Genomic DNA, 13672 nt, shown 5'->3' on the forward strand with positions numbered 1-13672 from the left:
CTCCCCACAAATCAAAGAAGCCTCTGAATCGCAGATCAGGCGCTATGCCGTAAGTGTGGGGGCGGCGCACCGCTTACCTTGATCTCCGCTACGCCCGAACCGCTTTACGCCATTTGCCAGGCGATGTGCCCACATGTTTCGTAAAGGTCGAGGTCATATGCGGCTGGTTGGAGAACCCGGTCGCATAGGTGATATCAGCCAAGGTGTCGTTTGTGTGCAGCAACATATCCTTGGCGCGCAGCAACCGCCGTTGGATCAGGAATTGGCCGGGCGTCTCGCCAGTCGTCTCTTTGAAGGCACGGGTAAAACTGTAGACGTCCATGCCGATAAGGCCAGCGACAGTGTCCATACCGCCAATATCATCAATCTGTTCTTCGAGATAAGAGATGATCGTACTCACCTCTTCCGGTGACAGGACCCGTTTCTTGGGCTCCAATATCCGGTCGGCGTTCTGGCGACGCAAGATCGACAAGGCCATCTGCTGCGCAATCAGGTCCGCGTGCAAATCCGTACCAATGGACGGACGCCGCGCCTCTTCGAGCAGCGCCTCAGCGAGCGCTTTGAGGTAGGGATCAAAGACACCATTGAAGCCCCTGCAGACCACATTATCGGCGTCCCCCTTGAACGCAGCGTCAGCGCATTGCGACATGATCGAGGTATCAAGAAAGATTTGCTGAACCTGTCCGGCACCTTCGGCCTGTATCTTGAATTCGGTTATATTTTGCAGGTAGTTGCAATGGCCCGGCAGGTAACGTCCCGTCCAACTGTCACCGTTCAAAAACTCTCCCTCAAAATGAACGTCATGGTGGCCGGACAAATAGAGTTCAAAAAAATGGAAGTCGAAACCGGGAATAGCAGCCTCTGCATTCCCTTGGTCAGCAACCAGAGCCGAGACGCGTCTCCAGTCTTTGCCGACGCGCTCCGTTACATCCATACGTAACTCAGAGACCACCAGATCTGTAATCTCCGCGCGTGAAACAAGTTCTGTCATGCCCGAAACTCCTCGCGCCATTTGCCGGGGCTGATGCCGACGTGTTTGGAGAACGTTGACGTCATATGCGCCTGGTTTGAAAACCCGGTTGCATAGGCGATGTCCGCCAAAGTGTCCTCCGAGTTCAACAGCAGGTCCTTCACGCGCATCAGGCGGCGTTGAATGACGTATTGGTGGGGACTGGCCCCCGTCGAAAGTTTGAAGCAGCGCGAAAAGGTACACGGATCGCGATCCAACACACCTGCCAGATCAGACAGGTCAAAATTTTCTTCCATCTCGGCTTCGATGAAGTCGATAATGCGGGCAATCTCGTCTTTGCTCAGGGCTGTGGCGTTGCCAGCCACCGACGGGGCCCGAAGGGCGGACAAGAGTTCGAAAGCGAGTCGACGGCGGAGGGACTCGATCAGAACGCGTGAGGTCCGAGAGTCGGAAAACAGGACGGCGTGCAACTCTTCAACAACGCGTTGCAGGGGCGGACGTACCCACCCTGCGCGTGGTTCCAAAGTACCCGGATTGCCTAATTCCGGATCAATCTCGGCGGCTGTTTTGATCAGTGCATCATCAAGCGTTATTGCGATGTTGGTGACGTCCCCGACAAAATCGTAAAACTGATCTGTGCCGGGTGTTGCGAAAACAAAGGTCCCCGAGCGTATGGCGACTTCAGATTTCTGCGCGTCTACTTCGGTGTATAGTTTTCCGGATGCTTTCGCGGCCAAAATCAGCGTGTGATTTGTACTGCTGGCGATGTCACACGCATGATCACCGAGGCTAAGCGATCCGACTGCCATGTCATACCCATCTGCCCGGCGCACATGTCCGTCAACCGCCGCACCTCGCTCGATATCCTGAAAGTCGAGCCCGGACAGCATTTTTATTGATTCACCAAGTGCTTGGGTCATCCAAACCTTCCCGCGCGAAAATTCGCGACTGTTATCCCCAGATGGGATCGAAACGCCGCATCAAGGGCCGCAGCACCGGCAAAGCCGACCCGTGCCGCCAATTCGTCGATCGACAATGAATTAGTTTTAGCGCGCAGCCACGTCTGGACAATGCCAACTCTGCGCTCTGTTCGAAACCCTTCGATGCTGCATCCAGCCTGTTCGGCGAACCCTTGGGACAGGTGCAGCGCGTCGACGCCCACGGCCTCCGCAATCTCGTCCAACCCGAAATCGCGCGCGAGGTTGGCCTCGATATAGTCGATGGCCCGGCAAAAGTGCAGATCGCTGAGATCGCAGATAGTGTCATCCTCGGCCGATGGGGACCAGGTGAAATCAACGATTTGCTGGGCCAGCCGCATCGCCATCGTGTCTGCCCAAAGCGCGTCGCAGCGTCCGGCACCGGCCCGGATTTCAAGCATTGTATCCTGAATGGCGGCGTGTTGGTGCCCAACGAACCCTTCGAGGTTGGTACCGCTCGGGTCACCTGCGCCCCTCTTTTCGACGACGGCGGCCATGACCTCGGGTTTGATGAATGTATGCAAGCTCAGGATTTTCCCGGCCATTTCAAAGGATGACGAATGTCCTGCGGGCAGAAAACATAGCTTGCCCGGTTCAACCACGCTGCGTTTCGGGCCGCTGAGCGCATCAAACGAGATGTCCGCGACCCCGAACCCGTCTATACACAGCGCGACAAAGTGGCTTTGAAGCGGGGGGCTCTGAAAGGCCTCGTCTCCCTGTTTGACTTCAAGGGCTTGCAACCCGCTCCAGTCGGATCCAATCGTCGATGCAGAGATGACAGAGGAGGTTTTTTCCTGGAGAAAAGTCGCGAATTCCGCTTCGTCTACTGCAAATTTGGCTGCATCGGTCGTCTGGGGCATGCAAAATTCCTTATGTTAAATGTTGTCCACGTGCGGTTGTGGCAGACAAGCAAAGACCTCTCCATAGGCCACGGTAGGTGGCGTCTGTTTTTGGGTCTTTCGAAATCTTGCAGTATGGGGGCGAGACCGGTCCGCCCCTGACGTCACGCAAGCACTGCCGCGACAAGCGGGCGAGATCATGGGTCTGAAACAGTCGCGCGGGCCAAGGTGGTCTCAGTCTCCGGTCACCTTGCGATACAAGTCCGACCGCCGACCGAACAGTGCCTGAATGCGGCCCGCCATCCATCCGGTGGTGCGCACCGCGTCCAACAGCGTGCGACCGCGCGTAAGCGGCAACGCGATGATCAGGCCAGCGACGATCACGATCTTGATCGGAATGCTGCCCAACACGCTGAACCGCGCGGCCGATGACCGTTCGAGCTTGCGGTGAAAATTGGTCGATGACTGATCCCGCCCACGCCGGAACTGATAGGCCATCGAAAGCCGCTCCAACGGGATTTCTTCATAAACAGCGGCTGTCTCTGCCCACGCTGTTGGCAGGTTTGCGGCCTTCACCTCGGCGTATAATTTGGAATCCGTACCGCCGGTGAACCGCATCTCTTCATCGAACCAAATGTTGTGATGGGTGAAGATCGCCGTCTCACCCAGCCAGTTATTGGTCACGATAGTGACGCCGGGTGTGCCATTCAGATCAGCTTTGCGCGCGGCGCGACGTTCTTTTTGTTCGTACCGGCGCACGATGCACTTTTCCATCAATGCGTCCAGCATCGACAGGTCCCGCTCGGTCGGCTTGACCCGCAATGGACCCCCAATCAGCACTGCCGCGCTGTTGCGGTAGGCGCTTACGATCTCGGTCAGCCAATCCTCGGCGACCACCTCATCATCGTCCACATAGGCCAGCAGATCAGCGCCAAGCGCGATGGCTTCTTTGGCGGCCCGGTTGCGGCCAAACGGGATGCCCAATTCGGGTTCATGGACATAGATGACGTCCACCCCATTAGGAAGCTGCGCATAGGCGTTCACGACGCGTGCACTTGCAGGTGTGTCATCATTTTCGACAATCATGCACTGCACGCGTGTTGCCGTGGGGATGGCCATTTCACCAAATGACCCCAACAACGCCTTGAGCATTTCAGGACGCCCGCGCGTCAATGCAGAGACCACGATGTGAAGATTTTTCTGTCTGTCAGAGCTCATAGGATCTGTGATCACCTGCGTTGCGAGGGGCGTGTCGCCTTCGAAATAGTAAAAGGCCAAGGCGCGAAATGCACCGCCTTAATCTGTCGATATGTGGTCGACCGCAGGCCCAAACCCATTATCCGAGAAACTGAACAATGAAAAAGCGCCCCATCCTGTTCTGAACGGGGCGCCCTTTTTCATGCAGTCAGTGCGAGGGTTACTCGTCTGCCGCTTCTTCTTTTTTGACTTCTTCGCCGGTTTCCTGATCGACGACCTTCATCGACAGGCGGACCTTGCCACGGTCATCAAAGCCAAGCAGCTTGACCTTGACCTCTTGGCCTTCCTTCAAAACGTCTGATGGATGGTTCAAGCGGCGGTTTTCGATCTGGCTGACGTGCACAAGGCCGTCGCGCTTGCCAAAGAAGTTCACGAATGCACCGAAGTCCACGATTTTCACCACGGTCCCGGTATAGACTTTGCCCTCTTCCGGCTCGGCCACGATCGAGTGGATCATGTCATAGGCTTTTTTGATAGCTTCGCCATTGGGCGAGGCGATCTTGATGATGCCGTCGTCGTTGATATCGACCTTGGCACCGGACACCTCGACGATTTCGCGGATCACTTTACCACCTGACCCGATAACTTCGCGGATTTTGTCGGTGGGCACCTGCATGGTTTCGATGCGCGGGGCGTGGATCGAGAAGTCGGCAGCGCCAGTGATGGCTTTGCCCATTTCGCCGAGGATGTGCATCCGGCCTGCTTTCGCCTGCTCCAGCGCTTTTTCCATGATCTCGGGCGTGATGCCTGCGATCTTGATGTCCATCTGAAGCGATGTGATCCCGTTTTCGGTCCCGGCCACTTTGAAGTCCATGTCGCCGAGGTGGTCTTCGTCACCCAGAATGTCGGACAGGATCGCGTATTCGCCGCTGTCCTCAAGGATCAGACCCATGGCCACACCGGCCACAGCCGATTTCAGCGGCACACCTGCATCCATCATCGACAGGGAGCCACCGCAAACGGACGCCATCGAAGACGAGCCGTTGGATTCGGTAATCTCGGAAACCAGACGCACGGTGTAGGGAAAGTCGGTGCTTGCAGGCAGGACCGCTTGCAGGGCGCGCCAAGCTAGTTTGCCGTGACCGATTTCACGACGACCCGGAGGGCCCACGCGACCCGCTTCACCCACCGAATAGGGAGGGAAGTTGTAGTGCAGCAGGAAGTTCGATTTGAAGTTGCCGTGCAGCGCGTCGATGAACTGTTCATCGTCACCGGTGCCAAGCGTGGTCACGACCAGACCTTGCGTCTCACCACGGGTGAACAGGGCCGAGCCGTGGGTCCGGGGCAGCAGGCCCGTCTGACACACGATGTCACGGATTTCGTCGGTCTTGCGACCGTCGATCCGTTTGCCGGTTTTCACCACGTCGCCACGCAGGATCGACGCTTCGAGCCCTTTCATGGCAGAGCCGAGGTTGGGGTCCTCTTTCTGCTCGTCACTCAGCGCGTCCATGATAGCGGCGCGCGCGTCGGAGACGGCAGTTGTGCGTTCCTGCTTGTCGGAAATTGCAAATGCGGCGCGCATCTGCTCTTCACCGGCGGCTTTGACGGCGGCGGACAGGTCCGAATAGTCAGGTGCCTGGAAGTCGAACGGCTCTTTCGCCGCAGATTCGGCCAGCTCGATGATCAGGTCGATCACCGGCTGGAACTGTTCGTGAGCGAATTTCACGGCACCGAGCATTTCAGCTTCGGACAGCTCATAGGCTTCGGATTCGACCATCATGACCGCATCCTTGGTCCCGGCAACGACCAGATCGAGGCGTTGTTCGGGGTTCAGGCGCAGGTCCTGCATGTCGTCCACGGTGGGGTTCAGGATGTATTCGCCATCCTCGAAACCGACGCGGCAGGCACCGATGGGGCCCATGAAGGGCGCGCCGGAAATGGTCAGCGCGGCCGAGGCGGCAATCATAGCAACCATATCGGGGTCGTTGACCAGATCGTGGGACAGCACGGTGCACATCACCAGTACTTCGTGCTTGAAGCCGGACACGAACAAAGGCCGGATGGGCCGGTCGATCAGGCGGGCGGTCAGGGTTTCCTTTTCGGTGGGCCGGGCCTCACGCTTGAAGAAACCGCCGGGGATCTTGCCCGCGGCATAGTATTTTTCCTGGTAGTGGACGGTCAGTGGAAAGAAGTCTTGACCGGGTTTCGGTTTTTTCGCGAAGGTCACGTTGGCCATGACGCTTGTTTCACCAAGCGTGGCAATGACGGAGCCGTCGGCCTGACGCGCAACCTTGCCGGTTTCCAGTGTGAGCGTCTCTTCGCCCCACTGCATCGATTTTTTCGTCTCGTTAAACATCTATGTTTCCTAAGTTGGCCCGTTTGGCCATTTGCATAGGGGGCGTATTCCCCCTGACCTCGGCATCTGGGATGCCATCCAATTTCGGGCGCTGAGGTCCGGGCGCCATTCGTTCAGATTGTGCGCGCATACAGCAGTTTGGCCTGAATTGAAAGCGCTGTGGGCCGTGGCGTTTCCGCCCGTCTCACCAAGGCTTGCGAGGCCGTTTTTCAAAGAGGATCGGCGCGTCTGGAAAGAGGTCGTTAGCGGCCTTGTCCGCACTTGGCGTGCCCCATCTCGTCATCCATTTTGCAGGCGGTGCGATGCGGCCACCCGCCGTCCATTCGAAATACCCAAGCGCGCCCGGACAGGGGATCGGCTCGCATGGTTCCGGGTCGCTGAGCGTAAGCCCTGCCACGCCGCCAAACCACTCACTGCTTGAGTCCGTGATGATGCCGGTGACGGTGACACTGCCGATGATGCAACCCCGTGGCAGGTCGAGCGGGTGGGGACAGCGCACCCCGTGCTTGTTCAGACGCCAATGGAGATATCGAAACTCGTCTTCTTTCAACCCGGCGCTGGCATGCAGTGCGATCCGGCCCGGCCCCATGCGACCCGCGCGGATCGATCCCATCGTACGATTTTCGATAGGTTTGTGTCCTGCAATGATGGCCCATGCCGACGGCTGACGAACGGAAAGGGCGAGGCGTGGCAGGTTGTGCATTTAAGAGATGGTAGAGCAGCGATACCTGCGGTCCAGAATGCAAGCGGATCTTGGGCTGTCGGCGGGTTGCTCTGTTTGCTGCGCAAATGCGCCCACCCGCCGACCCCGGAAACGCAAAAGACCGCGCTGATGATGCGCGGCCTTTGTTGGCATTCGTTTGGGGGTGCGCTTAGCGGCGCAGGCCGAGGCGTTTGATCAAGTCCTGGTAGCGCGCTTCGTCTTTGGCCTTGGTGTAGTCCAACAGCTTGCGGCGCAGGGCGACCATTTTCAGAAGGCCGCGGCGGCCGTGGTTGTCTTTTTTGTGGGTCTTGAAGTGCTCGGTCAGGGTCGCGATGCGCGAGCTGAGGATGGCAACCTGAACTTCGGGCGAGCCTGTGTCGCCTTCCTTGGTTGCGAATTCCTTCATGACGCGTGCTTTTTCTTCGGCAGTGATCGACATCGGGTTCTCCTTTGCAGGTTAGAGTTGAGACGCCGCCGCCCGGGATGTCGTCCAGTGCGGGGCCAAAAACACCTCCGGCGCAGACCGGAGTTGCGGGCGTATAGGAGAGATTCGCGGCGATGGCAAAGGTAAAGTGCTTATGCGCCTGTCAGAGCGGTGCGATGCCTGAGGACTGTGCCGTGCTGAGAGGCATGAGCGCAATGTCGTCGATGGTGATTTCAGCGCCGTAGAGCACGTTGGCCACGTTGACGCCGTTCATCATCACCTGCGTTATGCCCGAGTCTTCGGGGTTGGGTTGCAAGGCGATATCAGGTTCCCCGTCCGCATCGTCATAGACCAGCAGGATCGTGTCATCTTCGGTGTCAAAATCGATGATGTCAGCCGCTTGCCCTTCGGTGATCCACGAACCGGCGACGATTGTGTCCGCACCATCGCCGGATGTGACGACGTCATTTGCACCTGCGATGATCACATCCTCACCACCGCCCCCATTGAGGTAGTCGCTTTCGTCAGTGTCATCGAATTCGGCCGTTTCAGGATCGTCTTCGACCCCGTTGATTATGTCATTGCCCCAACCCCCAAATAGACTGTCACTGCCTGATCCGCCCGACAGGATGTCGTTGCCAAGGCCGCCTTGCACCGCGTCGTCACCTGCGCCCCCGTCGGCGACATCATCGCCAGCGGATCCGTGCAGATAGTCGTTTCCGCCGCCGCCGATCAACGTGTCGTCATCGTTATGCCCGTACACGACGTCGTCGCCATTGCCGCCAAACATGAGGTCGTTTCCATCCTCGCCATGCAGTGTGTCGTTGTCGCCCAAGCCGGAAATGGTATCATCCCCGTCTTTGGCATAGAGCGTGTCGCTGCCTTCGGATCCGGTCAGAATTTCGCTGTCATCCGTGCCGAGGGGCAGCGCTTCGGGAATATCGTTGAGCGCGAAAGACGTGGGCGCAGGAATGTCGCCTACCGAGGCTTCATCTGGTGCGCTGTCTTGTGTGGATGACCCGTTCACCAAATCATCGCCGTTATCGATGGCGTCATCGGCATCCTTGCTGTCCGATTCGGGATCGGTGTCGTCGTCCTGATCTTGGGCAGGGGTCATATCCATAACACCGACGGCACCGACGGCCATCACACCTAACAATCCCGCAAGCCACAACATCACGCTACCCCATACACCGGGCACAACAGCCCAAGTGAGAAATACCGCGACTGAGCGCGACTGATCAAAGTGTTTTCGGATAATTGGTTAACGCGGGGTTAATGTGGCCCCGAAATCAGGTCCAGATTTCAGGCTGCTGGGTGTAGGGCAGGTAAAGGGGGTGTTTGGGGTGCCCCGCCTTGGACAGCCCCAAATGGAACACCCGTTTGTCTAGCCCGCGCAACAAGGCCCCGACCTGTGCGCCGCGATCCAGATGCGCGCCGTGGGTGCCCCATGCGGCAATCACATCGGTTGACCACTTCGCCCGGTCCAGAATGGCGGCGTTATTGCCCGGCCCAATCGGATCGATGGCTGCCCGCATCGCCTTGGGATCGGTGTCGCGCCACGCAAAGATATTGGTAACCGCAAAGCTGCCATAGCCCAAGGCGCGCGCCCGTCGTTCGCAGCGTTCCACCGTCGGGTCATTCTGCACCTCGGTTGCGGTCGAGGGGTTCAGCATCACGAAATTCACCCGTTTGCCGTCAGGGTCCCACACCCGCGTCAGGCTATAGCGATACCGTTCGCAGTCCGAATAGATCGCGGTGGAGGGCGCGTCGCCTTTGGTATGTGTGCGGGTAATCATGGCCTGTATCTGCCAGCGCATCTCCTTTGGTGCAATGACCGCCGGACACAAAAAGAGGCCGCCATGACGGCGACCTCAAGTTCTACGTGAGTGGTAGTCTTTTTATTATTATTCGGCGGGCACAGCGACCTGGTTCCGGCGCAGGTCAAGCACGGCCCCTTTGGCTTCCATGATCGCGGCGGCGACAAGGGCGTAGACGATGTGACCCCACAGGGCGACCCATGTGATCCCGGTCCAGCCGAGGAAGGGTTTGTTGCCCGTGACGAGGTGCGCCATAAAGTAGAGCGCGAAGACCCAGAGCGCGACGCCGTAAGCCACGGCTGTCACCGACCAATGCAGGCGGGGGGCCACCAGCAACTGGATGGGGCGGGCGATGGCAAAGTAGCCAACGGCGTAAAAGATCAGACCGGTCAGGGCGTGCAGCAGATGCGCAGCGCCGGATGGGTTTGCCCCGAAGATCGCCTTGAGCGAAGCGCCTGCAAGGCCGACGGGGGCCAGTTTTGCGTATCCAAACAGCGGGCTCAGGGCTTGGCCAAATGCGTCGAATGCGATTGTGGCGAAAGCGCCTGCGGTCAGGACGGTGCCAACGGTGCGAAGGGTTACTTGTGTCATGTTCTCGTCTCCTAAAGAGTGGACGTCTGTTGTTCGATGACACCAATATGGACTGATTGGTTCCGATTGTGTACCGGCCTCACGGAGGGCTTACCGCAGGTGTTGAATCTGTAATAATTGGGGGTGAGACGTGGCGTCGGATTGCGCTTCGTTACTGGAATCCGAACAAATGGATGTAACATTCAGGCCGATCTACAGGTTGAACACCCGGGCCGGGTGCAACTCGCCCGCCTTGTAGCGGCCTACGGCGACCGGAATCCCGTCAAGAGAGGCCCAGCACTCATCCCCGAATTCGACGTCCGTTGCCAGCACCATGCCAGGATTACCATTGCGCATACGGGTCGCTCCTTCGGGGGTGGCTCGAACTTCGGGCAAATCGCTGAGGCCTTCGGCCACCGGGCGCAGATGCGCGTCCAGATCAGGGGATTGAGCCATCGCTTCTACCTGTTCCATGCTCAGCCCATCCGCGGCCTCGAAGGGCCCGGACCAGATCCGACGCAGCTCGCGGACGTGGCCGTAACAGCCCAAGGATTCGCCCAGATCCCGCGCGATCGAGCGCACGTAACCACCCTTGCCGCAGATCATCTCGAGCGTGACGTGATCCGGGTCGGGGCGATCCGTCATCACAAGTTCCTCGACCCAGAGGGGGCGGGCTGCGATCTCGACATCCTCACCATCGCGCGCGAGCTTGTAGGCGCGCTGTCCGTCGATTTTGACGGCAGAGAATTTGGGCGGGATCTGCATGATGTCGCCAACAAAAGGCGACAAGGCGTCCTTGATCTGGTCGTCCGTCGGGCGGATGTCGGAGGTGGCCAGCACTTCGCCCTCGGCATCGTCGGTGTTGGTGGATTGGCCCAGACGCACAGTAAATTGGTAGGCCTTGAGCGCGTCGGTGATATAGGGCACCGTCTTGGTCGCCTCACCAAGGGCCACCGCCAGCACACCGGTCGCATCGGGGTCCAGAGTGCCAGCATGCCCAGCCTTCTTTGCCCCCATGGCCCATCGCACCTTGTTGACCACGGCAGTCGATGTGGGACCGGCTGGTTTGTCGATCACCAGCCAGCCGGAAATGTCGCGCCCCTTGCGTGTGCGGCCCATGGATTGCCTCGTCTGTTTATCAGAGGTGCCGCCTAGCCGAGCGTGTGCGCCCTTGTCAATCGCGGGTCAGTCTGAGGAAGCGGCACTGCGCGCCATCCGCGCAGGCCCGCTGATGCCGGGCGCGTCCCTGCCAAGCAGGCCAACTGCGCGGCAGGCAATCACAGCGCCATAGGCCCCGAGAACATTCGCCGCGATGGCTGCGCCCAGAATGCCGGTATAACCAAAGACCATCACGCCGATCCATGCAAACGGCATATAGATCAGCGCAATCCGCCCCGCGCTTAGCCCCATGGACCACAGCGCGCGGTCGCGGGCATTCATGGCGGCGTTGCCAGTGATCAGAATGCCGTACCCGAACAACGACAGGCCGACAAAGCGCAGATATTGTGCCCCGTATTCCGCCGCCTCTTCGTTATCGGCCACAAGGGCCACGACCGGATTGGCAAAAAGCATAAGTACTGTCGCAAGGGCCGCGCCATACACGGCACAGGCGATGAAGGTCAGGCGCACCGCCCTTTGTGCGCGTTCGGTTTGGTCCGCGCCCCAGGCTTGGCCGACGACCGGGCCAATGCCGGACGACATCGCCAGCATTGGCAACAATAGCAACGATTGTACCCGTGTGGCGGCCCCAAACCCGGCGACGGCTGTTTCACCCACCACGGCGACGGCTGCCGTGACAGCTGCCATGCCACCGGGATTGATCGCATTTGACAGGGATGCGGGGCCTGCCACACGCCCAATCCGCTTGAGCGAGCGGCCCAGATCCTTGATCGGGTTGAGGTTGAAACAGACATCCCCGTGCCACCACGCATAGCCGATGACGCCGGTAAAGCTGACGAACCGGGCGATGAACGTGGCCATGCCCGCGCCCGCAACGCCCAGTTCCGGAATCGGTCCCCAGCCAAAGATCAACAGCGGGGTGAACCCGATATTGAGGATCGCCTGCCCCAACATGGTGATCGCGGCCACTTCGGACCGGCCTGCCGCACGGAAGACGGAGTTCAGCGACATCGACACCACGAGAAACGGGAAGCTGACGCACCACCAAAGAATGTAGGCCATGATCGCTTCAAGCACTTTGTCCGAGGCCCCCATCAGGCTGAACAGCCAAGGTGCAGCGAGATAAAACAGGATCGTCGCAGTGGTCGACAGCGCAAGACCCAACATCATGGCGTGCAGCGTCATGCGCTGCTTGCCTTGGTCCTCGCCACGGCCAAGGGCCTGACTGATCACCGTGCTTGTGCCTGCGCTCAACCCGATGGACAAAGACGTCAGGGTCATAATCACCGGATAGATGAAGCCAACAGCCGTCAGCGCGAAATCCCCGTACCGCGCCAGAAAGAACGCATCGGCGAGCCCCACCATCAAAACGCCAAAGATCCCGATGCTCATAGGGGCGGAAACGCGAAACAACGCCCACCCGACGGGCTGGTCATTCAGGTTTTCGGTCTTGGACATGGGGCGGCCTCGCGGTTGGACGGGATAGCCCCGCGCGGAGGCCTAACGCTCGGCAGGCTCAACCGTTCCAATGATCGGCCCGAGCGAAAATCCGATATCGCGCCGATTGATGTCCGGCGCATAAAGCCGCGAGATGTTACCGTCCAGAAACAGCGCATTGGGCATCTTGAGGTGGTCGCGAAACAGCGTGCCGAACTCGTGGAAGGTCACGGCACTGTTCGAGATTGCAAAGATCGCGGTCTTGCCGTCTGCGCTGGTGCCGACCCCGTTGCGGATATAGCGCGATGTGCTGTCGACCAGAAAGCGGGGATGCAAAGCGCCCTCAATCACCAGCATCGGACCCGATTGGGTTGCATGGGTGCAGTCCGGGGGATTGTCCAGGAAGCGCAGCGTCTCGATCACGTCCGCGCGGCCCTCTCTCAGGCACAATATGCCGTTGGGCAACAATCCGAAATTGCCCGGACCTGCATTGGGAACAACGCGCATCTGTTCGGTGCCGTCTTCGACATAGTAACCCACCGGGGCGCGATCATCGTGATACATGCCTGCGTTCATCGCAAAGCCAAGCTGTTGCCCCTCGGCCTGCAAGGCGCGATCCACGGCGCTGAACTGGCCATAGATATTGCCGTTGTCATCGCGCAGAAACAGATCCAGCGTCTGGGTCGTCAGATCGACGGTGCAGACGGTATAGCTTGTGTCGTCATAGCGGATGTCCTCGCAGGTGGTTGCCCAAACCGGGCAGGCCCAAACAAGCAGAACCGCAAGAACGGCGCGTATCACGCGTCCGTATCCCGGCGGACATCGTCCTGATTCAGCATCCGGCGGGTGTCATCCATCCGGTCGAATGTCTCGTCCAGTTGGAACCGCAGGTCAGGCGCGAATTTCAGCGCGAGCTTCTTGGACACGGCGCGGCGCAACTCGCCCTTGTTGCGCGCCAGCAGTTTGAGCACTTCGTCCTGACCTTGCCCGCCCAAAGGCAGCACGTACGCCGTCGCGATGCGCAGATCGGGGGACGTGCGCACCTCGCCCACGGTGATCGACATGCGGTTGAGGTCCGGATCATGCACGTCGCCGCGCGCCAGCACCTCAGACAGAGACCGGCGGATCAACTCGCCCACGCGCAACTGGCGCTGAGAGGGGCCGGGGCCGTCATGAAATTTGTTCTTTGCCATATGCCCCATCTAAGACCAACGCGGCCCTTTGCCAACCGTGCGCGGGCAGGGTAGGACAGCAAGAAAT

14 protein-coding genes are annotated in these 13672 nt (G+C 59.2%); all 14 read right to left on the reverse strand.

Annotation, left to right across the window (positions count from 1 at the left end; translation table 11 throughout):
- Positions 1–88: 88 nt before the first annotated feature.
- Complete coding sequence (locus tag Q0908_RS17390) at positions 89–991, reverse strand: AraC family transcriptional regulator (protein ID WP_299287511.1); 903 nt, start codon at positions 989–991, stop codon at positions 89–91.
- Positions 988–1890 carry an AraC family transcriptional regulator gene (locus Q0908_RS17395; protein ID WP_299287514.1) on the reverse strand — a complete coding sequence of 301 codons (903 nt, stop codon included), beginning with the start codon at positions 1888–1890 and terminating at the stop codon, positions 988–990. Before Q0908_RS17395 ends, Q0908_RS17390 begins: the two co-directional genes overlap by 4 nt.
- Positions 1887–2807 carry an AraC family transcriptional regulator gene (locus Q0908_RS17400; RefSeq protein ID WP_299287517.1) on the reverse strand — a complete coding sequence of 307 codons (921 nt, stop codon included), beginning with the start codon at positions 2805–2807 and terminating at the stop codon, positions 1887–1889. The genes Q0908_RS17395 and Q0908_RS17400 overlap by 4 nt, the downstream gene beginning before the upstream one ends.
- 213 nt (positions 2808–3020) lie before the next feature.
- The gene (locus tag Q0908_RS17405) at positions 3021–4004 is read right to left on the reverse strand and encodes a glycosyltransferase family A protein (protein WP_299287521.1); all 984 of its coding nucleotides are present in this window, start codon (positions 4002–4004) and stop codon (positions 3021–3023) included.
- Positions 4005–4203: 199 nt separating this feature from the next.
- The gene (gene pnp, locus Q0908_RS17410; protein ID WP_299287524.1) at positions 4204–6339 is read right to left on the reverse strand and encodes a polyribonucleotide nucleotidyltransferase; all 2136 of its coding nucleotides are present in this window, start codon (positions 6337–6339) and stop codon (positions 4204–4206) included.
- A gap of 184 nt (positions 6340–6523) precedes the next feature.
- Positions 6524–6952, reverse strand: a complete 429-nt coding sequence (locus Q0908_RS17415; RefSeq protein ID WP_299287526.1) for a hypothetical protein — start codon at positions 6950–6952, stop codon at positions 6524–6526.
- A 259-nt stretch (positions 6953–7211) separates the two neighbouring features.
- Positions 7212–7481 carry a 30S ribosomal protein S15 gene (gene rpsO, locus Q0908_RS17420; protein ID WP_108839422.1) on the reverse strand — a complete coding sequence of 90 codons (270 nt, stop codon included), beginning with the start codon at positions 7479–7481 and terminating at the stop codon, positions 7212–7214.
- 148 nt (positions 7482–7629) lie between these two features.
- Positions 7630–8643 (reverse strand): calcium-binding protein, encoded by a 1014-nt coding sequence (locus Q0908_RS17425; protein WP_299287528.1) that lies wholly within the window; start codon positions 8641–8643, stop codon positions 7630–7632.
- Positions 8644–8758: 115 nt separating this feature from the next.
- On the reverse strand, positions 8759–9265 hold the full coding sequence (locus tag Q0908_RS17430) for a DUF1643 domain-containing protein (RefSeq protein WP_299287731.1): 507 nt from the start codon (positions 9263–9265) through the stop codon (positions 8759–8761).
- Between the two features lie 108 nt (positions 9266–9373).
- On the reverse strand, positions 9374–9877 hold the full coding sequence (locus tag Q0908_RS17435; protein WP_299287530.1) for a hypothetical protein: 504 nt from the start codon (positions 9875–9877) through the stop codon (positions 9374–9376).
- A 192-nt stretch (positions 9878–10069) separates the two neighbouring features.
- Positions 10070–10975 carry a tRNA pseudouridine(55) synthase TruB gene (gene truB, locus Q0908_RS17440; RefSeq protein WP_299287533.1) on the reverse strand — a complete coding sequence of 302 codons (906 nt, stop codon included), beginning with the start codon at positions 10973–10975 and terminating at the stop codon, positions 10070–10072.
- A 66-nt stretch (positions 10976–11041) separates the two neighbouring features.
- Complete coding sequence (locus tag Q0908_RS17445; protein WP_299287536.1) at positions 11042–12433, reverse strand: MATE family efflux transporter; 1392 nt, start codon at positions 12431–12433, stop codon at positions 11042–11044.
- Between the two features lie 42 nt (positions 12434–12475).
- Entirely contained in the window at positions 12476–13213 is a 738-nt protein-coding gene (locus Q0908_RS17450; RefSeq protein ID WP_299287539.1) for a phosphodiester glycosidase family protein, read from the reverse strand.
- On the reverse strand, positions 13210–13605 hold the full coding sequence (rbfA, locus tag Q0908_RS17455) for a 30S ribosome-binding factor RbfA (protein ID WP_299287543.1): 396 nt from the start codon (positions 13603–13605) through the stop codon (positions 13210–13212). The genes Q0908_RS17450 and rbfA overlap by 4 nt, the downstream gene beginning before the upstream one ends.
- Between the last annotated feature and the right edge of the window lie 67 nt (positions 13606–13672).

Source organism: uncultured Tateyamaria sp. (assembly GCF_947494755.1).
Lineage (GTDB): Bacteria > Pseudomonadota > Alphaproteobacteria > Rhodobacterales > Rhodobacteraceae > Tateyamaria.